Source organism: Mycolicibacterium obuense (genome assembly GCF_055397605.1).
In genome coordinates, this window is the sequence record NZ_AP043663.1 from 3421884 (window position 1) to 3441378 (window position 19495).

Annotated in this window: 17 protein-coding genes and 1 tRNA gene; 7 read left to right on the forward strand and 11 right to left on the reverse strand. The window is 67.4% G+C overall.

The window, feature by feature from the left end:
- Nucleotides 1-269 precede the first annotated feature (269 nt).
- The 3 genes from ACZ50N_RS16235 to ACZ50N_RS16245 form a co-directional block, all read right to left on the reverse strand.
- A complete protein-coding gene (locus tag ACZ50N_RS16235; protein ID WP_052765236.1) occupies nt 270-944 on the reverse strand; it encodes a hypothetical protein in 675 nt (224 codons plus the stop codon).
- Between the two features lie 141 nt (nt 945-1085).
- On the reverse strand, nt 1086-3137 hold the full coding sequence (locus ACZ50N_RS16240) for a heavy metal translocating P-type ATPase (RefSeq protein ID WP_464473299.1): 2052 nt from the start codon (nt 3135-3137) through the stop codon (nt 1086-1088).
- Between the two features lie 11 nt (nt 3138-3148).
- Nucleotides 3149-3361, reverse strand: a complete 213-nt coding sequence (locus ACZ50N_RS16245) for a heavy-metal-associated domain-containing protein (protein ID WP_046363569.1) — start codon at nt 3359-3361, stop codon at nt 3149-3151.
- Between the two features lie 128 nt (nt 3362-3489).
- Here ACZ50N_RS16245 and ACZ50N_RS16250 point away from each other — a divergent pair, with 128 nt between their 5' ends.
- From ACZ50N_RS16250 to ACZ50N_RS16260, 3 genes are read left to right on the forward strand one after another with little or no spacing between them, the layout of a single operon-like run.
- Nucleotides 3490-4035: a Chromate resistance protein ChrB gene (locus ACZ50N_RS16250; RefSeq protein ID WP_046363570.1), complete on the forward strand. Its 546-nt coding sequence runs from the start codon at nt 3490-3492 to the stop codon at nt 4033-4035.
- A 28-nt stretch (nt 4036-4063) separates the two neighbouring features.
- Entirely contained in the window at nt 4064-4666 is a 603-nt protein-coding gene (locus tag ACZ50N_RS16255) for a phosphatase PAP2 family protein (RefSeq protein WP_464473300.1), read from the forward strand.
- Nucleotides 4667-4668: 2 nt separating this feature from the next.
- A complete protein-coding gene (locus ACZ50N_RS16260; RefSeq protein WP_464473301.1) occupies nt 4669-5856 on the forward strand; it encodes an MFS transporter in 1188 nt (395 codons plus the stop codon).
- Here the strand turns inward: ACZ50N_RS16260 and ACZ50N_RS16265 are convergent.
- Together ACZ50N_RS16265 and ACZ50N_RS16270 are read right to left on the reverse strand one after the other, a co-directional pair.
- Nucleotides 5837-6613, reverse strand: a complete 777-nt coding sequence (locus ACZ50N_RS16265; RefSeq protein ID WP_464473302.1) for an SDR family NAD(P)-dependent oxidoreductase — start codon at nt 6611-6613, stop codon at nt 5837-5839. The two genes, ACZ50N_RS16260 and ACZ50N_RS16265, sit on opposite strands and share 20 nt — an antisense overlap.
- Before the next feature lie 34 nt (nt 6614-6647).
- Nucleotides 6648-7310, reverse strand: coding sequence for a GntR family transcriptional regulator (locus ACZ50N_RS16270; RefSeq protein ID WP_073682231.1), 663 nt, complete (start codon nt 7308-7310; stop codon nt 6648-6650).
- 149 nt (nt 7311-7459) lie between these two features.
- Between ACZ50N_RS16270 and ACZ50N_RS16275 the strand changes: the two genes are divergently transcribed.
- The 4 genes from ACZ50N_RS16275 to ACZ50N_RS16290 all read left to right on the forward strand — a co-directional run bounded on the left by ACZ50N_RS16275 (nt 7460) and on the right by ACZ50N_RS16290 (nt 12314).
- Nucleotides 7460-10270, forward strand: coding sequence for an AMP-binding protein (locus ACZ50N_RS16275; RefSeq protein ID WP_464473303.1), 2811 nt, complete (start codon nt 7460-7462; stop codon nt 10268-10270).
- Nucleotides 10271-10295: 25 nt separating this feature from the next.
- Entirely contained in the window at nt 10296-10697 is a 402-nt protein-coding gene (gene madL / locus ACZ50N_RS16280; RefSeq protein WP_073682229.1) for a malonate transporter subunit MadL, read from the forward strand.
- A 1-nt stretch (nt 10698) separates the two neighbouring features.
- Nucleotides 10699-11463 (forward strand): malonate transporter subunit MadM, encoded by a 765-nt coding sequence (gene madM / locus ACZ50N_RS16285; protein ID WP_073682210.1) that lies wholly within the window; start codon nt 10699-10701, stop codon nt 11461-11463.
- A gap of 74 nt (nt 11464-11537) precedes the next feature.
- Nucleotides 11538-12314, forward strand: coding sequence for an ABC transporter permease (locus ACZ50N_RS16290; RefSeq protein ID WP_464470532.1), 777 nt, complete (start codon nt 11538-11540; stop codon nt 12312-12314).
- On the opposite strand, the gene ACZ50N_RS16295 is transcribed toward ACZ50N_RS16290, so the two are convergent.
- From ACZ50N_RS16295 to ACZ50N_RS16320, 6 genes are all read right to left on the reverse strand, one after another.
- A complete protein-coding gene (locus ACZ50N_RS16295; protein WP_464473304.1) occupies nt 12290-14914 on the reverse strand; it encodes an ATP-binding protein in 2625 nt (874 codons plus the stop codon). The two genes, ACZ50N_RS16290 and ACZ50N_RS16295, sit on opposite strands and share 25 nt — an antisense overlap.
- The gene (locus tag ACZ50N_RS16300; protein ID WP_046363577.1) at nt 14914-15513 is read right to left on the reverse strand and encodes a molybdopterin-dependent oxidoreductase; all 600 of its coding nucleotides are present in this window, start codon (nt 15511-15513) and stop codon (nt 14914-14916) included. The genes ACZ50N_RS16295 and ACZ50N_RS16300 overlap by 1 nt, the downstream gene beginning before the upstream one ends.
- Before the next feature lie 97 nt (nt 15514-15610).
- A tRNA-Ile gene (locus tag ACZ50N_RS16305) sits at nt 15611-15684 on the reverse strand.
- 30 nt (nt 15685-15714) lie between these two features.
- Nucleotides 15715-16557: a carboxymuconolactone decarboxylase family protein gene (locus ACZ50N_RS16310; protein ID WP_073682207.1), complete on the reverse strand. Its 843-nt coding sequence runs from the start codon at nt 16555-16557 to the stop codon at nt 15715-15717.
- 10 nt (nt 16558-16567) lie between these two features.
- On the reverse strand, nt 16568-17941 hold the full coding sequence (locus ACZ50N_RS16315; RefSeq protein ID WP_046363579.1) for a metallopeptidase TldD-related protein: 1374 nt from the start codon (nt 17939-17941) through the stop codon (nt 16568-16570).
- Between the two features lie 31 nt (nt 17942-17972).
- Nucleotides 17973-19490, reverse strand: a complete 1518-nt coding sequence (locus ACZ50N_RS16320) for a TldD/PmbA family protein (RefSeq protein WP_464470529.1) — start codon at nt 19488-19490, stop codon at nt 17973-17975.
- Nucleotides 19491-19495: the final 5 nt, after the last annotated feature.

A 19495-nucleotide genomic window follows, 5' to 3' on the forward strand; every position in this document is an offset into this window, starting at 1 on the left:
CCTCGGTGGGTCTTTGCCTGCACAGGCCAGCGTTCCGAGGTTCGGTAGGCATGCTCTAGTCGTTCTGTGAAGATTCGTTGAAGAAGTGCGGGCACTCGATCTCGTTGTGCGAGCATCGGGCCGACTGATGGTCCTCGCAGGTTTGGCGGCACTGGGTGCGGCCCGTAGCGGCAATCACCCTCTCCGCGGGAGTCCTCAACCATGAGCAGGCCGCCGACACACCGTTGTTCTCCTGGGGTACGAACACTGAACGGTGTCGCCGAGATGAGTCAGTCGTGGTGGTCGTGCTGGTGACCGCCAGCGTCCGGTGTAGGTGAGGACGCCGGAGCCGTCTGCGGCACGGCAGCGACCCCCTGCTCTACCGAAGATCCCGAGTGATGACCGTAGGGCGTAGCCCCGCTCTGCGCGGGTGAAGCGGGCTGGCCGCGATCACCGTGACCATGATCGTCCCCTGTCGGGCCATGCCCCGATTCGGCTTCGACTTCGACACCGTGGTGATGGTGGTGGCCCTGCAGCCCGGATGCGAGACCGACCGTGACCGCTGCAGCCATGATCGTCGTGGCGCCCATGAGGACCAGAGACCGCCCGAATGCGGATACCTCCTCCGCGCGACGGCGCCGGTAGAGGGCCCACCCTGCGCCCATGACGACGTAGCACTGCAGCAGCATGACAGAGATGCCGGCCGCCTCGACGGCCTCGGTTTCGCCTGCGTTGGGTCCGAACGGCGCTCCCGCCGTGCGCGACATGACCCAGAGCGCGGCCGACCCGAGGTTGGCCGCCACACCTGCGAGGAGCAGCAGGGTGCTCGCACGCCACCACGCGAGAAAACCCCAGAGAAGCTGGAAGGCACCGATCGCGGCGAAGAACACCCCGGACGGCATCCAGTCGTTCCAGTGCGCCGGGGACATGGCGACGTGGATCACCGCCGCGCCGACGGAGGCCACCCCTGCGCACCGCGCGGCGAGCCTACTGTCGGTCCTGCCTGCCCGGTGCGAAACCACACACTGACACTGCCATCGGATCGGGGACGGGACGAGCAGCAGTACATCACGGTCCGGTGCCGGATCGGCTACGGAGCCTGAGGCTCACCCGAGGACGGCGCGCGTACTCGCCTCCGGGCTGAGATCGAGGCGCCGCAACAGCTGTGCGTTCAGCGCGACGACGACCGTCGACAGCGACATCAGGATGGCACCGACGGACATGGGAAGCACGAACCCGAGCGGCGCGAGGACGCCGGCGGCCAACGGGACCGAGACAAGGTTGTAACCGGCACCCCACCAGAGATTCTGCTTCATCTTGCGGTAGGTGGCTTGGGACAGCTGGATGACCGACAGTACGGAGCGCGGGTCGGAGCTCGCGAGGATCACTCCGGCCGAGGCCATCGCGACATCAGTGCCGGCGCCGATGGCGATACCGACGTCGGCCTGAGCCAGCGCGGGCGCGTCGTTGACGCCGTCGCCGACCATGGCCGCTTTCTTGCCCTCCTGTTGCAGAGCGGCGACTGTGGCGGCTTTGTCCTCGGGGCGCACTCCGGCGAACACCCGGTCGATGCCGAGTTCGTCGCCCACCGCGCGCGCCACGGAGTGGGCATCGCCGGTGATCATGACGACCTCAACGCCGAGCATGTGCAAGGCATCGACGGCGTCGCGGGATTCGGGTCGAATCTCATCGGCGAGGCGGAGGCCGCCGAGCACCTCGTCGTCGCGGACGAGGTGCAGGATGATGGCGCCATCGTCGCGCCATGCCGCGGCGGCACCGATCTCCTGTGCGCCAACCTGTTCGAGAAGGCGGGGGCCGCCCACCTGGATCTGGCGCCCGGCGACGGTCGCCGATACTCCGACCGCGGGCGAGGACGAGAACCCCGACGCCTGGGGCACGGTGAGGCTGCGCTCCTCGGCAGCCCTCACGATCGCCCGCGCCAGAGGATGCTCGCTGTCGGACTCGGCAGCGGCGGCCAGAGCGAGCACAGTGTCCTCGTCTGCATCGGCGACGGTCTGGATCGCCGTCACGGTCGGTTCGCCCTTGGTCAAGGTGCCGGTCTTGTCGAACAACACGGCGTCGACGGTGCGCATCCCCTCTAGTGCCAGACGGTCCTTGATCAGCACACCGCCCCGCGCGGCCCGTTCGGTCGCGATGGACACCACCAGGGGAATAGCCAAGCCCAGCGCATGCGGGCACGCGATCACGAGCACCGTGATCGCCCGCACGACGGACGCATCGGGGGATCCGGCGATCGACCACGCGAGCGCGGTGGCAGCCGCGGTGATCAACGCGAACCAGAACAGCCAGCCGGCAGCCCGGTCGGCAAGGCGCTGAGCCCGCGACGACGAGTTCTGCGCGTCACTGACGAGACGCTGAATACCGGCCAGCGCGGTGTCGTCGCCGGTGGCGGTGACCTCGACCCGCAGTCCGGAGTCAGTGGCTACCGTCCCAGCCGTCACCGCGTCCCCGACAGCTCGGGCCACCGGTCTCGACTCGCCGGTCACCATCGACTCGTCGATGTCCGCGCGCCCGTCGACGATCCTGCCGTCCGCGGGCACGCTGCCACCGGGTCGGACCACTACCACGTCGCCCACCCGCAGGTCGGCGGGCGCGACCATGACAGTGCTGTCGCCGTCGACCTTCTCGGCCTCGTCCGGGAGCAGGGCGGCCAGCGAGTCCAGCGCGGACGTGGTCTGCGCGAGTGAGCGCATCTCGACCCAGTGGCCCAACAGCATGATGACGATCAGCAGGGCCAGTTCCCACCAGAACTCCAGTTCGTGGTGGAGCAGGCCCAGGCTCGCGCCCCACGAGGCAATGAAGGCGACGGTGATGGCCAGGCCGATCAGCAGCATCATTCCTGGCTTGCGAGAACGGATCTCGCTGAGCGCGCCAGTGAGGAACGGCCGCCCGCCGACGATGTACATCATCGTGCCCAGCAGTGGCGCGATCCAGCGAGCACCGGGTACATCAGGCACCTGGTAACCGAGCAGAATCGCGAACATGGTCGAGAACACGACGACCGGGATGGCGATGATCAGGTTCACCCAGAACAGCTTTCGGAACTGCGCGACATGATCGCCATGGCCGGCGTGTCCGCCATGAGCTGTGTGACTGTCAGGGGCGGCGTGAGACTCGTGGTCGCGATCGTGGGTCATGTTCGTCCCGATCACGCGACGCGAACCGCGGAGTAGCCGGCCTCGCCCACATCGTGGACGATGACTGCATCATCGACGGGTACGTCCGAAGTCACGACGAGCGTGCCGGACCGGGCGTCGACATCGACAGACCGTATCCCGGCAACCTCGCCGACTTCTTCTCGCACCGAGCGCTCGCAGTGCCCGCAGGTCATTCCCGTCACGCGGAAGGTCCTGGCAATCATCTCGGCCCCTCTCCCCCAAGCCTGATACCCCCGCGGGGTATCACTACCGGAGTCTATACCCCCATGGGGTATATAGCTAGCAGGTCGCTCGAACCAGCTTCCCAGTAACGATTGTTACAGTGCCGACTGTGGCAAAGAACGACGTGCGGTGGCTTGTGCTCTTCGTGCGGCTCCCCTCAGAACCATCGCGGCATCGCGTGGCGGTGTGGCGAGAGTTGCGGCGGACCGGCGCCATGCCCCTGGGACAGGGGTCATGGGCGGTGCCCGAGGTCTCCGCGTTCACCGACGGCATCGACCGTGCCGTCGAGATGGCCGAACGCGGCGACGGTGAGGTCGTCGTGTTGTCGGCGGTGGCGCGCTCCGATCGTGATGACGAACGACTCGTCGCTCTCTTCACCGGGGAACGCGAGGAAGAATGGTCCGAGTTCATCGCGGACTGCGGCAAATTCGACGCCGAGATCGACCGCGAGATCGAACAGTCGAAGTTCACGATGGCCGAACTCGAAGAGGAAGAACAGAGCCTCGAACGGCTACGGCGCTGGCATCGCACGATCAAGTCGCGCGACATCTTCGGCGCCCCGTCCTCGGCGCACGCCGACCACATGCTGAAGCACTGCCAGGAGCGGCTGGCCGACTACACCGAGCGAGTCTTCGCCGCTCTGCACACCAACTGAAACGCGCCGCACGTGAGGACCCCGGACCGTGAACATTCTTGATCGGCAACTGTTCCTGCACATCAACGATTTCGCCCGCTCCACTGGCTGGCTTCAGCCTGTGGTCAGCGCCTGGGCGACGTACGGCATCGCGGTCTTCGCGGTCCTGATGCTGCTGGGATGGTGGCGGGCACGCCGTCGCACCGATTCCGCCGTCATGGCCGCCGCACTGTGGGCACCCGTGGCCACCGTTCTCGCGGTGACCATCAATCAGCCCATCGCCGCCCTGGTCGCCGAACCCCGCCCCTACACGTCCCTGGCCGGCATCCTCGTTCTCGCCCACCGCAGCACCGACCCGTCGTTTCCGAGCGACCACGCCGTCGCGGCGGGAGCCGCGACAGCGGCGCTCTTCGGCGTCGATCTGCTGCTCGGCTACCTCGCCACCGTCGCCGCCGTGCTGATGGCGTTCGCCCGCGTCTACATCGCTGCGCACTACCCGGTCGACGTGCTTGCCGGACTCGGGTTGGGAATCACCGTCGCGCTCGTCGGTTGGCTCATCGCCCGCCGCCCGCTCACCACAGCGGTTGAGCGGGTTGGCAATTCACGTCTGCACACCCTGACAACCGGACACAACGCCGTCGCCGCGAAGTGACGATGACGGAGCTCGAGCATCCAGCTCACCGATACTGGCCGCTCTACGGCGCGGGATTCGTCACCGCGTTCGGCGCGCATTCCATTGCCGCCAATCTGGGTACGTACGGACAGCAGCAGCACGTCAGTCTGCTGACGATCGGACTGCTGCTCGCCGTCTACGACGCCGCCGAAGTCGTCCTCAAACCCGTCTTCGGCACGCTGGTCGATCGAGTCGGCCCACGGCCCGTTCTGCTCGGCGGTCTGATCGGATTCGCCTGCGCGTCAGCGGCATTCGTCGCGGCTGGAGATCCCGGACTGCTCGGCGTCGCCCGCTTCGGGCAGGGGGCGGCCGCCGCGGCGTTCTCACCCGCGGCGTCCACACTGGTCGCCCGACTGCAGTCCCCCGGCGGTCACGCGCGGCGCTTCGGAAGCTACGGAGCGTGGAAAGGGTTGGGGTACACGCTGGGACCGCTGCTGGGAGGCGCGCTGGTGACCATCGGCGGGTACGGCACGCTGTTCACCTGCCTGGGTGTGCTCGCCCTGGTCGTCGCGGCGTGGGTCGCATGGGTGGTGCCCCGGACGGAACCGTTGCCGCGCCGACGGTCGACCGTGGTCGACCTGGCGCGTCGCCTGACTCGACGCGCGTTCGTCGTTCCCACAGTGATACTCGCCGCGTCGACCGCCGCATTGTCCATCGGCGTGGGCTTCTTCCCCATCCTCGCGGCGTCTGCCGGGGCCAACGCCCTGCTCAGCGGGGCTCTGGTATCGGCCCTGTCCGCCTGCGCGGCACTGTCACAACCGTGGGCGGGCCGCGCGCTGGACGCCCGCCGCATCACCTACCGGGCGGGCGCCCTGGTGGGATTGACGCTCTGCGCCTTCGGTTTCCTGTTGGCCGGGCTGCTCGCCGGACCGGCTGGACTGATCGTCGGCGCAATCGCCATCGGGCTGGGCGCCGGTGTGCTGACACCACTGGGTTTCGCCGCCCTGGCCGCCTCGGCACCGCCGGAACGACTCGGCGAGACGATGGGATCAGCGGAGGTCGGTCGCGAGCTCGGAGATGCCGGGGGCCCGATACTCGTCGGCGCGGTGGCCGCCGCCGCGACGCTCGGTATGGGATGCGTCGCAGCGGCGGCACTCATGGCCGCGGTGGCCGTTGTCTCGACAGGGGCCGGGCAGGCCGGCGATCCGCCTACTTCGGAGGCATCCTGATGCCGCCGTCGACGCGGACGACTTCGGCGTTCATGTAGGAGTTGGTGAGCAGTTCGACCACCATCGACGCGAGCTCCTCGGGCTTGCCGAGGCGGTGCGGGTAGAGGACGGATTCGCCGAGCTTGGCCTTGAACGCCTCCGACTCGGGGCCTTCGCCGTAGATCGGCGTGTCGATCAGGCCGGGTGCGACGGTGTTGACGCGGATCCCGACCGCGGCCAGGTCACGGGCCACCGGCAGGGTCAACCCGACGACACCACCCTTCGACGAGGAGTACGCCGCCTGGCCGATCTGGCCGTCGAACGCGGCGACGCTGGTCATGTTGACGATCGCGCCGCGCTCACCGGAGTCGGTGAGATCCAAGCGGCTCATGGCCGTCGCCGCGAGCCGGATGCAGTCGAAGGTGCCCACCAGGTTGATCGCGAGCACCTTCTTGTAGGCGTCGAGACTGTGGGCCGACGCGAACTCGCCGTCCTTACCGATCGTCCTTTGCGCCCAACCGATTCCGGCCGAGTTGACCAGCGTCCGCAGCGGGCCGAGATCGACGGCGGTGTTCACCGCGTCTTCGATCTGGGAGGTGTCGGTCACGTCGACGCTGACGTACGCGCCACCGATCTCGTGGGCCAGTTCCTGCCCGCGTTCGGCCTGCAGGTCGGCGATGACGACCCGAGCACCCTTCGATGCGAGGAGGCGGGAGGTGGCGGCGCCGATGCCTGAGGCTCCGCCGGTGACAATTGCGCTGGTTCCGTTGACGTCCACAGCCGGAGTGTAGGACAGCCGGTGAGACGGAAGGTCAGCTGGCCGACAGCTGGCGCCAGGTGCGCACCAGGTGACTGAATTCCTTGACCTGGACCAGTACGTGATCCCGCGCCGCTTGCTCGGCGACCGGCGCGTCCCCTCGGGCGATCGCGTCGGCGATTATGCGGTGCTCGGCGAGTGACCGTCTCATCCGATCGGGTACGCGAAGCTGCAGACGGCGATAGGGCTGCAGGACCCGCTTGAGCGCGTGGGCCTGCTGACGCAGGTAGTCGTTACCGGACGAGTCGTAGACGATGCCGTGGAAGCGAGCGTTCGCGTAGTAGTAGGCGTCGGCATCGTCGTCGACCGCGTGGCTTTCGCACTCCTGCAGCGCCGATTCCAGTTCGGCCAGCGCTTCGCGGCCGATGCGACCGGCGGCGAGCCGCGCGGCCATCCCTTCCAACTCGGCCATCACCTCGAAGCGCTCGGCGACCTCCGAGATGCCGAGCTCAGTGACGAATGTGCCCTGCTTGGGCCGGATCTGCACGAGTCCCGACCGTTCCAGTGCCTGCAGCGCTTCGCGAATCGGCGTGCGTGAGCACCCGAATTCCTTCTCCAGCTGGGTCGGGTCCAGCCGCTCACCGGGCCGGTAGTGGCCGTCGAGCACGGCGGTCTCCAGAGCGTCACGCACGCGCTGGGCTTCTGGAACTCGAGCCATGGACACCTCCTCGGCTCCCGATTATCCGGCTTGGGGGGTGGTGCAGCTCACTTTAATGCACTACGGTGGCTGTTATATATATCACGACCGGCTAGGTATATGTGCTGGACCACAGTGGCCACAGGCCGGGTGACGTGAGGAGACATCAAATGGAATACGGCGAGAGCCCGCCGCTGGATCGGGTGCTCGACGCCTGCGGGGTCCTGATGAGCGATGTGGGCGAGGCGTCGATGCGCGCCGTCGCCACCCGGGTGCTCAGCGATTACGCCGAGCTCGACGACGAGGAAAAGCTCCGCTTCTTCCGTCACGTGCTCACCGCCTACGATGTCGACGCCGACCAGGTGCGCGCCGCATTCCAGCAGTGGGACGCTGTGCACGACAAGGGTTCTGACGCCGGCGATGAACTCGTCCGACTGTTCAGCGTGGTGGAACCGGCGCGCCAGCAGCTGCTGCGGCGCATCAACTACGCCCCAGGAGCCACCCTCGCCCTGGTCGAGATGCGCGCGGATCTGCGGCGGCTGATGAGCGATCACCCGCAGCTGCGCGCCCTCGACCACGACTTCCACCATCTGCTCACCTCCTGGTTCAACCGGGGCTTCCTGCGGATGGCCGAGGTGACCTGGGACTCGCCGCGCGAACTGCTGAAGCACCTGATGCGCCACGAAACGGTGCATCCGATGGCGACCGAGGCGGAACTCCGTCGCCGCGTCCAACCGGAGGATCGCCGTGTCTACGCGTTCTTCCACCCCGCGACCGGTGACGTGCCGCTGATCTTCGTCGAAGTGGCCCTGGTGCGCGGCATCCCCGATCGCATCGGCCCGCTGCTGGAGCCGGCTTCAGCGCTCGACCCGCCGCTCGCGGACACCGCAGCGCTGTATTCGATCAACAACGCGCTCGACGGCTTGGCCGGGGTCTCGTTCGGCAATTTTCTGATCAAGCAGGTCATCGAGCAGGTCGGCCGTGAACTGCCGCATCTGCACCAGTTCGTCACGCTCTCGCCGATCCCCGGTTTTCGGCGCTGGCTCGACGCCCGAGCGCAGGATGACGCTGAATTGCGCCGTCTCACAGCAGAATTGCACGCTGCGCACGGTCCGACGCGGAGCGACGCCGCGCAGGCCCGGCTACGCGCTCATCTGCTACCCGTGCTGCTGTCGTACCTCACCGCCGAGCGCCGTGAAGACGGGCGCCCGCTGGATCCGGTGGCCCGGTTCCATCTCGGCAACGGTGCCACCGTGTGGCAATTGCACTGGCCCGCAAACACATCGCCGGACGCCTGGCACCAGTCCTACGGAGCGATGGTCAATTACCTCTACGAACCCGGCCAGCTCGAACGCCGTCACGAGAACTTCGTCCGTCGACGCATCGTCGCCGTCGGCGCGCCGCTTCGCCACATTGCCTCGTCCCTGCCCACGCCGGACCACATGAAAGGAACACCGCCGATGGCGCCCTACCCCACCATCTATCGCTCGTTCACCGAGCAGGTGCAACGACACCCGGACAAAGCGCTGTTCGAACTGCCGGACGGACGGACGATCACCTATCGCGACACCGCGGACACCGTTCATCGGATCGCCGCCCGCCTGGTTGCCGACGGAGTCACGCCCGGGGACCGCGTGGCAATGCAGGTACCGAAATCCCCCGAGGCCGTCGCGCTGTATCTGGCCACGCTGCAGATCGGCGGCGTCTTCCTACCGCTCAACACCGCTTACACCGGTGCAGAGATGCGGTATTTCCTCGGTGATGCGAAGCCGCGGGTCCTCGTGTGCTCGCCCGACCGGCAGGCCGACGAGGCCGACTCTGCCGACGGTCTCGTCATCGAGACCCTCGGCGCCGACGGCGACGGCACCCTGCTGCGCGGCGACGACCGCCACGACCAGGTCTTCGACGCCACCGCCGCCGACCCGGCCGCCATCCTCTACACCTCCGGCACCACCGGGCGCTCCAAAGGGGCAGTGCTGACACATGGCAACCTCGCCGCCAATTGCCGAGCGCTGCTGGACGCCTGGCGCTACACCGCCGACGACCGGCTGATCCACGCGCTACCGATCTTCCACATCCACGGCCTGTTCGTGGCGGTGAACATGACGTTGGTCGCCGGGGCGTCCATGTACTACCTGACCAAGTTCGACACCGACGCGATCATCGAGCTGCTGCCGCGGGCCACCGTGCTGATGGGCGTCCCGACGTTCTACACCCGGCTGCTCAAGAGTGACCGGCTCACTCCCGAGAGTTGTTCGGCGATGCGACTTTTCGTGTCGGGATCAGCTCCGCTGCTCGCGAGCGACCACGAGGCCTTCGCCGCCCGCACCGGTCACGCCATTCTTGAACGCTACGGGATGACCGAGACCGGCATGAACACCACGAACCCGTATGACGACGGACCCCGCAAGCCCGGCACTGTCGGAAAACCGCTGACGGGGACGGAAATACGAGTCGTCGATCGGGAGACCGGGGAGCCCTTGCCCGACGGCGACGTGGGCAGCATTGAAGTTCGGGGGCCCAATGTGTTCTCCGGTTACTGGCAGATGCCCGAGAAGACGGCCTCGGAGTTCCGAGCCGACGGCTTCTTCATCACCGGAGACCTGGGCCGCATCGACGACGACGGCTACCTCTGCATCGTCGGGCGAGACAAAGACCTGGTGATCTCCGGGGGCTACAACATCTACCCCAAGGAGATCGAGGAACTGCTCGACAACCACCCCAAGGTCCTGGAGTCCGCCGTGATCGGAGTGCCCCATCCGGAGTTCGGCGAGACCGTGGTGGCCGTTGTCGTTCCCAGCGTGGGTGAGCAGCCCACCGAACGCGAGTTGCTGGACCACATCGCCGGCGACCTCGCGCGCTTCAAACAGCCACGCGCGGTACGCGTGGTCGACGCACTGCCCCGCAACGTCATGGGGAAAGTGCAGAAAGCCGAACTTCGCACGCGTTACGCCGAGCTGTTCACCGGCGTGGACGTGTGATCCCTTCTCATCTCAGGAGTACATGATGGTTCTGTATGGAGTTGCTGCGCTGGCGCTCTGCATGCTCACGGGCATGGTCGTCGGCGAAGTCCTCGGCGTCCTGCTGGGCGTCGACGCCAATGTCGGCGGCGTCGGTTTCGCGATGATCATGCTCATCGTCGCCACTGACTGGCTGCGCCGAAAAGGCAAGTTCCCCAAGCCCAGTGAAGAGGGTGTGCTCTTCTGGAGCGCGATGTACATCCCGATCGTGGTCGCGATGGCCTCGACCCAGAACGTGTTCAAAGCCATCACCGGTGGGCCGATGGCACTCCTGGCGGGCCTCGGCGCGCTGGTCGCGGGGGCCGCGCTGGTGCCCGTGGTGGCGCGGATCGGCGAACCCGCCGAGCCGCTGCCCCCGCTGACCGAAGACGAGAAGCAGGCGGTGTGACATGGAACTGCTGAGCTCACTTTTCCAGAAGAACAATCTGCTGGTCGCCTTCGTCGTGGTCGGCGCGCTGATGCTGTTGTCGGGTTGGCTGTCGAAATCACTGACTCGGGGCCGGGTGCACGGTTCCGCGATAGCCATCGTCCTGGGTCTGGCGCTGGCCTACTGGGGCGGCGCGGCCACGGGAGGCGAGCACGGGCTGGCCGATTTCGCGGTGTTCTCCGGGCTGGCGCTGATGGGTGGTGCGATGCTTCGGGACCTCGCGATCGTGTCCACCGCTTACGGGGTGGACCTCCAGGAGATCAAGCGCTCCGGACTGGCCGGCGCCTTGTCGATCATTCTCGGCGTGGTGGTGTCGTTCATCGTCGGAGCCGCAGTGGCCGCGGCATTCGGCTACCGCGACGCCGAGTCGCTGGCGACCATCGGGGCGGGTGCGGCTACCTACATCGTCGGGCCGGTGACCGGAACCGCGGTGGGCGCGTCGTCGGAGGTGATCGCGCTGTCGGTCGCAGCCGGGCTGGTGAAGTCCGTGGTGGTGATGGTCGGTACGCCGATGATCGCCAAAGTCATCGGTCTGAACAACGCGAAATCGGCGATGGCCTACGGCGGCCTGATGGGCACGACGTCGGGAGTGGCCGGCGGGCTGGCCGCCACCGACAAGCGGCTGGTTCCCTACGGCGCCATGACCGCGACGTTCTACACCGGAATCGGCTGCCTGCTCGGACCGTCGCTGTTCTACGTGGCGCTGCGGGCCATCGTCGGCGGGTAGAGGCCTGGAGCTAACAGCTCACGAATCGATTCGGCTCTGAGCAGACAGATGAGGGGCGCTGCGACACTGAGGCCGTGACCAACAGTGAACCGCTGCTCGGCCCGGGACTCATCGGGGTGTGCGTCGTGATGGCGGTGGCGGCAGGACTGATCTCACGGTTCGTCCTGCGCGGCTCGTTCTGGCCGGTTCCCGGCGCCGCTGTCCGCGCCGCGGTTCAGCTGGCCGCGGTGGCCACCGTACTGGCAGCAGCGATGTCACGGCTGTGGTCATCCATGCTGGTGCTGGTGGTGATGTTCGCGGTGGCCACCTTCACTGCGGCGCGGCGCAGCGAGGCCAACCACGGCTCGCTGTGGCTGGCCGCGTCGCTCGGGGCCGGAATGGCATCCGTCATCCCACTTCTGCTGCTGAGCCACGTGGTGCCGCTGACCGGTGTTGCACTGGTCCCGGTGTTCGGCATCGTGCTGGGCGGCACGATGACCGCCGCGGCGGTCGCTGCGCGTCGCGCACTCGACGCCTTGTCCCAGCGAGTAGGCGAAGTCGAGGCAGCGTTGAGTCTTGGTATTTCTGAACGTGACTCGCGCCTGTTGGTCATCGAGCGGCCACTCGCCGATGCTCTGATCCCGAATCTGGATCAGGCGCGTACGGCCGGCCTCGTCACCCTGCCCGGCGCGTTCGTCGGTGTGCTGCTGGCGACGGGCTCCGCGACGCAGGCGGGCGCGGTCCAGGTGATGGTCTTGATCGCCCTGCTCCTCGCGCAGGCCTGCGGTGTTGCGGTCACCGGCGAATTGGTCGCTCGCGGAAACATCGCCCGCCGTCGACCCGCGGCTCACGTGGGAGCGTCTGATCCGTAGCCGTTCCGGGAGTGCGCGGACATGAGGAGTTTCGTGCGCAGAGCCTCGATCGTGGCGTCGACGATGTCCTCGAGGGGCTCCTCGTCCAGACTTGCGACCGGATCCTGCGATTCCTCGATGGCCTTGAAACGTTCGGCCAACGCGGCAGCACCGAGCATCGCACCGGGTGACCGAATGGCGTGTGCACTGCGCCGGACGGCCTCTCGGTCTGCCTCGGCTGCCGCGCGTCGGAGGTCGTCCAGACGTCGTGGCATCTCGGCGATGAAGGACAGGGCGACCTTCTGCAGCGGAACCGGTCCGAGTTCGGCGAGCATCCGATCGATCCTCACGTCGTCGATCAGAGGAGCGTCGCGCGCCGTCTGGACTGGCGTGGCTCTCCACGCTTCGCGATCCGGGCGCGCTGGGTCCTCTCCGAGGACGTGGCCGAGCTCCCGCGAAAGATCGGCGAGGTGAAGGGGTTTGGTAAGGAAGCCGTCCATCCCGGCCCTCTCGCACGCATCGCGGTTGCCGTCCATCGTCGATGCCGTGAGTGCCAGGATGGGGATGTGAACGCCACTGCCGCGTTCCTCCGCCCGAATACGTCGAGTCGCCATGTATCCGTCCATGACCGGCATGTTGCAGTCCATCAACACGGCGTCGAACCTGGCCGAAGCCAAGCGCTGCAACGCTTCCGCCCCGTCGAAAGCGGCCTCACACGCATAACCGAGACTCTTCAGTTGCGCCTCGACCAGCAACTGGTTCGTCGGATTGTCGTCGACCACCAGGATCGTCGCCAACGAACCGGCCGCGCTGGGCTCGGTCTCCGAGTGTGCGGCAGGCTCGGAGGGCGCCGTCTCCGGCAGCGGAAGCGTGAAGTGGAAGGTGGAACCGTGCCCTTCGAGGCTCACCACGGCAAGCCCGTCGCCGCCCAACGCCTTGACGATCCCGTCGGAGATCGCCAACCCCAGCCCGCTGCCGCGGTCGGAATCGGCACCGGACACCTGCGCGAACGGTTGCAGGATTCGATCGATCTCCTCGCGGGGGATGCCGGGTCCGGTGTCGTTGACGGCGAATCGCACGAGATCGGGGGCCGTCTCCGTGGCAGCCGACGATATCTCGATGTCGATGTGACCCACGCGCGTGAACTTCGTCGCGTTGGAGACCAGGTTCAGCAGTACCTGATGCACTCTGTCCGGATCGCCGTTCCGCCAATCCGCGACCGACGGGTCGACCGACGAGCTCACCGTCAAACCCTTCGACTCGGCCGTGATGCGGGAACTCTCGATCACGTCGTCGAGCAACTTTCGTAGGCGGAACGGCGTGGAGGCGATCTTGGTCCTGCCGGCATTGAGCCGCGAGAGGTTGAGAAGGTCGTCGATGAGTCGAGTCAGACGGTCCGCCTCGGTCCTCACCCGGCGGGACCACTCCGCGATCTCCTTTCGTCCTTCCGAGGACATCTGATTCTCGGTGAGTTCGGAGAATCCGAGAATGGCGTGCAGCGGCGCGCGGATCTCGTGGCTCACCGTCGCCACGTAGTTCGACTTCTCCTCCGCAAGAGTGAGCGCCGCACGCTGGGCATCCTCGTGTTCGAGCGCAAGGGATGCCAGGTCGCAACAACGCAGAAACGCTGTGCACGCCATGTCGTCGAGCATGTCGGGATCCCCGAACACCTCGAGTGTCCCGGCGGTGTCCGTCGTGCTCGACTGGAACGTCTGCTTCCACGCCGGTGCCCCCGAGACCTCGACATCGGAGGGAACGATGATGGACAGGGTGTCCGTGTTGATGCGCACCGCGTTCTGTCCGGATGCCCCGATGGTGAGCTCTCCGATCTGGCGCAACACCGCCGGCAGCTCGTCGCCGGTGGCGATCCGCTCCAACACCTGAGCCTGTCCGCGGTCCAGAAACGACACACGCGCGAGCGCACTTTCGGTGCTCTCGAGCGTTTTTCGCTCCCTATCGAGCACATCCCGGGCATGGCGGTACTGCCGCACGACGTTCGTCGCCACCCAGCCGAGAAGCAGCGTGGCGATCGCGAGAGTGGCCAGGAGCAAGCCGAGTTGGATGACCCGCCCTTCGAGGAGATTCTGGCTGCTGCTTCGCGCATCCATGTGCAGTTCAGCTGTCGCGCTGTCCGCCATGCGACGCGACGTTTCGGACAGGGCGTCGGATCGTGGCAGCACGACGCGGCCCCAGTCGTCGCGCTGATCGGCCGGTAGGACTCCGGCGGGCACCTGCCGCAGCACGTCGTCCAGTTCAGTCAGCTTGGCCCGGTACTCGGGTGACGTGGAATCACCGGCGGTGATCCCGTTTCCGCCCACGACTGCCAGCCGCTGCGCCAACAGGGCGCGCTTGACCTGTACATCCCGCCGCGATGCGACCCCCAACAGGTAGCGATCGAATTCGTCGACGTAACTGAGAGTTTCGCTCAACGTGTAGAACATGTTGTTGCCGGCGGTTTCCGTGCGGGCGACAGCCTCGGAATACCGGCGGTGCTCGACTGTCACGGCGTAGTTGTTCACGATGAGAGCGCCGATCAACAGCACCAGCAGTGCGACCAACGCCCACTGTCCGCGATTGAGGCGGAGGCGCAGATCAGGCGAGTCGACCCGCGTCCTCGTCATCAGGATCCGGGTGTCGGTCGATTCGCCACGGTGATCGACGCCAGGCTCCAGTTCCACGCGTCGAGGACCGTGGACAGCGGGGTCCCGTCGGGAAACACGATCCGGATCGGTCCACCCTGGTCGTAGGGAATCGGCGCCCCGTCACGTTCCGTCGCGATCAACGCCTGCGATCCGATCATCGGCGCGACAGCGCTGGCGTAGCGATAGTCGTTGAGGGCGACCGTGTCGATGGTCGCGGTGTCGGGGACCCCCGCTTTCTGCAGGACAGTGGCCAGAGGCACGCCGCGGAAGGTCTGGCGCTTCTTGACGAAGGGTTCGTCGATGGTTATCTCAGTACTGCCCAGTGCGTTGAGTTGGTCCATGGTCAGCGCGAGGGGTGTGCTGCCGCCGTCGACCTTCAGGATCGGTTCATCGGGTCCCGCCGGATCGATGGCGGGCGCCCCGTAGGGGTTTGTGGTGGACGGGCCGGTCTGGGTGGCGGCGCCGGCAGACGATGACGGCGACGGGGAGGACGGGGCGGAGCCGGGATCGCCTCCGCATGCGGCGAGGACAAGGAGGGCGACCAGCCCACCTGCACCGACTGCGAGACGGTTGTGCATGACGAGACGATACTCAGTTTTGCCTCGTCGATACGCCGATTCGAGGGGCCGAAACCGCCTCAGCCGAGGCACACCGGTGCTGGTAGGGCTGTCGAAGTAGGGCGGGCGGGGCTCGAACCCGCGACCAATGGATTATGAGTCCACGGCTCTAACCGACTGAGCTACCGCCCCTCGCGCCGCACCATGGTCGCATACGCCGGGTCACGCGAAAACTGTCTGCCCCGCCTCGTCGACCTCGTAGCGCTCGGTGCCGTCGGTGACCCGCGGTGCGTCGGCACCAAGCGCCACGGCTATCTTGTTGGCCGCGTTGCGCATCACGTCGAGAGTCAACTCGAACGCCTGCTTCTCCGAGAAGTGCTTCTGGATTCCATGCACCACCGACTCGCCGATGTCCGACGGCGTCCAGATCAGCGCATCCACGTAGCGCAGCGCCGCCTTGTGGGCCTTGGTCAGCTCCTCAGAGGACTCGAAGTCTGCGATCTGGCGATAGAGATCCTCCGAACCGCCCTCGTCGAGGGCGTGGCTCTCCCGCAGCGACTTGCACAGCCGGCAGTTGTGGGCGGCAGCGCCTCGCAGTCGCACCACCTCCGTGGTGACCGGGTCGAGTTCACGCAGCCGAGCCACCGCCGGGACGAACCCACCCAGCAGCTTCTCCACCGGATCGCCGTCGGCGTCCCAGGCCACCTCGGACACCACCCCGGGCTTACCGAGGCCGAGCGCGTCGCAGCCCGCCCAGACCCGGGGTACGAAGTCGGCGATGAATACCGCGACGACGACACGAAAAGCTCTGTCTCCGAACGCGTTCAGAAAGCACTGGCGCTGGTTGTCGCCGACTCCGGTGACGTCGGTGCTGAACTGCTCGGCGAACGCCGCCAGCACCGCCTCTTCGTCCGAGCGGCCGTCGGTCAGATCGACCGGGATCGGCAACGGCGGCAGCGACAGCGCCCGCCCGCACGTCAGCCGGAGCACGGTGTCGGCGCGGCTGTCCCCCGAGGACAGCGCGACGAGCTCGGCCAACCGTTCGGGCAGGGCGCGGTCGCTCACGCTGGTGAGCTTATTGCGCCTGACTGACCGAAGACATGTGAAAGTCCGGAATTCGCAGCGACGGCATCTGCGCCCGCGTGGCCCAGTCACCCCACTCGCGCGGCAGCGTGACCTCACTGACGCCCGCCTCGGTGGCCCGCCGCAGGAGGTCCAGCGGGCTCTCGTTGAACCTGAAGTTGTTCACCGCGGCGGTGACCTCACCGTCTTCGACCAGGTACACCCCGTCTCGGGTCAGCCCGGTCAGCAGCAGCACCGACGGGTCGACCTCGCGGATGTACCACAGCGTGGTGAGCAGCAAGCCGCGTTCGGTGGCGGCGATCATCTCCTGCAGGGAGCTTGTCCCGCCGGTCATCAGCAGGTTGTCCGCCCCCACCGCGACCGGCGCGCCGAACTCCGCCGCGGTGGCGCGCGGGTAGGCCAGCGCGTTGATGACGCCGTCGCGCAGCCAGTCGACCCGATCGATCGCCATGCCGTTGTCGAAGACCGATGCCCGCTCCGACGACGTCGCGACCGCCACATACGGGGCACATTCCAGTCCGGGCGCATCCGGATCGGAGAACAGCGTCAGCGGGAGATCGGTCAGCTTCTCCCCCACGCGCGTGCCCCCGCCGGGTGCCGACAGCGCCGAACGGCCCTCCTGCGCTCCTCGACCGCCCATCGTCCAGGCCAGGTAGATCATCAGGTCCGCCACCGTCGACGGCGGCAGCAACGTCTCGTAGTGACCCGCGGGCAGATCGACGGTGCGGTGCGCCCACGACAGGCGGGTGTCCAACTCGGCCAGCAGCGCGTCGGTCGACACGTCCGCGAAATCGGGGGTGCCGACGCCGGCCCATGCGCTCGCCCCATCACGTTTGGCGTTGATCTCGACGGAGCCGGTGGGCTGGGTGAAGCGACGCCGCACCCCGCCCGAAGTCGCCACCAACGTCGTCTCGACGACGTGGCGCGCATACCCGAACAGGGTGTCCTTGCCGCGGAATCCGCGGGCCAGGTCTGCCGCGACGCCGGCGAAGACGTCGGCGCCGGTGGCGGGGATGGGCGCTTCCCAGTCGGCCGGCACGTCGGTCGCGGGCAGTGCGGGGGCGTTGTCTCGAGCCGGTGGAGCCGTCGCGGCCGCCTGCTGCGAGGCCGCGACGAGTCCGGCGATGACCGACGGGTCCACGGCGCTGGAGCGCACCGAGCCGACGTGCGCGTTGTCGCCGCGGCGTACGACGGAGATCACCGTGGTGGTGCGGCCGGTGGATTCACCGTTGGTGGTCATCGTGTTGTTGGCCCACCGCAACGACGCGTCGACGCGGTCGGTCACGATGACAACGGTCTCGTCGGCGCCACCGAGGCGGCTCGCTTCGGCCAGCGCGGTGTCCACCACCTGCTGTGCGGAGATCATCGGCCCGCCCCCATTGGCTTCTTCGCTGCGCTCATCGGCCGGCCTCCGCTCGGGTGTTGAGCACATTGATGCCCCGGAACAGCGCCGACGGGCAGCCATGGCTGACGGCCGCGACCTGACCGGGCTGGGCCTTGCCGCAGTTGAACGCGCCACCGAGACGCCATGTCGATTGTCCGCCAACGGCTTCCATCGCACCCCAGAAATCCGTGGTGGTCGCCTGGTAGGCGACGTCGCGCACCTGACCGTCGAGCTTCCCGTCGCGGATCCGGAAGAAACGTTGCCCGGTGAACTGGAAGTTGTAGCGCTGCATGTCGATCGACCAACTCTTGTCGCCGACGATGTAGATGCCGTCCTCGACGCGCGCGATCAGGTCGTCGGTGCTGACGTTTTCGGCGGCCGGCTGCAGCGACACATTGGCCATCCGCTGGATCGGCACGTGGTGCGCCGAATCGGCGTAGCTGCAGCCATTCGAGCGGCCCACCCCGAGCCGGGGTGCGAACACCCGGTCGAGCTGATAGCCCACGAAGAGGCCGTCGCGCACCAGGTCCCAGCTCTGCGCACGCACTCCCTCGTCGTCGAAACCGACCGTAGCCAAACCGAATTCGGCGGTCCGATCGGCGGTCACCGTCATCACCGGCGAGCCGTAGACCATACGGCCCAGCTTGTCCGGCGTCGCGAACGACGTGCCCGCGTAGGCCGCTTCGTAGCCGATGGCGCGATCGTATTCGGTGGCGTGGCCGATCGATTCGTGGATGGTCAGCCACAGATTGGTCGGATCGATCACCAGATCGGTGGGGCCTGCGACCACGGTGGGGGCCTTCACCTTCTCGGCCAGGAACACCGGGAGCAGGGCGAGTTCCTCGGACCAGTTCCAGATGTCGTCGCCGGCAACGGCTTCCCAGCCGCGTGCGGTCGGCGGGGCCAGCGTGGACATGGTCTCGAACGAGCCGGCCGCGGTGTCGACGGCGACGGCCTCGACAGTGGGCAGAATCCGCACCCGCTGCTGGGTGATCGCCGAGCCGAACGTGTCGGCGTAGAAGGTCTGCTCCTTGGCGGCGTGCAGCCACGCCGACACGTGATCCACGCCGTCGGAGGCGAGCAGCCGGCCCGCGTAGTCACCGAGCACGGCGATCTTCTCGTCGGCGGGCACCTCGAACGGGTCGATTCGGTAGCTCGACACCCACGTCATGTCCTTGTACACGGGCTCGGGTGCGAGCTCGATGCGTTCGGCGTTGAGCGTGGCCAGCGTCGTCGCGACGCGGACGGCGCGGCGGGCGGTGTCCGCGGCCGCCTCCGGGCTCAGCTCGGCGTGTGAGGCGAACCCCCATGTGCCGTCGACGATCACCCGGACCGCCAGCCCGATCTCGCTGTCGACGACAGCATTCTCCACATCGTGATCCCGCAGCGCGATGGTCTCGGTGGTGATGGCGTGGATGCGGAGATCGGCGTAGCTGGCTCCGGCCTGCACCGCTGCGGCCAGTGCCGCGTCAGCGAGTGTCTGCCGGGGCAGCGCCAGGAAGTCTGCGTCGATGGTTCGGGGCGCGCTCACGCCCT

Bases quoted from the DNA above. Each gene is read 5' to 3' on its own strand.
- ACZ50N_RS16240 (WP_464473299.1), bottom strand. From the start codon at position 3,137: ATGACCCACGATCGCGACCACGAGTCTCACGCCGCCCCTGACAGTCAC.
- ACZ50N_RS16245 (WP_046363569.1), bottom strand. From the start codon at position 3,361: ATGATTGCCAGGACCTTCCGCGTGACGGGAATGACCTGCGGGCACTGC.
- ACZ50N_RS16260 (WP_464473301.1), top strand. From the start codon at position 4,669: ATGACGGAGCTCGAGCATCCAGCTCACCGATACTGGCCGCTCTACGGC.
- ACZ50N_RS16270 (WP_073682231.1), bottom strand. From the start codon at position 7,310: ATGGCTCGAGTTCCAGAAGCCCAGCGCGTGCGTGACGCTCTGGAGACC.
- ACZ50N_RS16275 (WP_464473303.1), top strand. From the start codon at position 7,460: ATGGAATACGGCGAGAGCCCGCCGCTGGATCGGGTGCTCGACGCCTGC.
- madL (WP_073682229.1), top strand. From the start codon at position 10,296: ATGGTTCTGTATGGAGTTGCTGCGCTGGCGCTCTGCATGCTCACGGGC.
- madM (WP_073682210.1), top strand. From the start codon at position 10,699: ATGGAACTGCTGAGCTCACTTTTCCAGAAGAACAATCTGCTGGTCGCC.
- ACZ50N_RS16295 (WP_464473304.1), bottom strand. From the start codon at position 14,914: ATGACGAGGACGCGGGTCGACTCGCCTGATCTGCGCCTCCGCCTCAAT.
- ACZ50N_RS16300 (WP_046363577.1), bottom strand. From the start codon at position 15,513: ATGCACAACCGTCTCGCAGTCGGTGCAGGTGGGCTGGTCGCCCTCCTT.
- ACZ50N_RS16315 (WP_046363579.1), bottom strand. From the start codon at position 17,941: ATGATCTCCGCACAGCAGGTGGTGGACACCGCGCTGGCCGAAGCGAGC.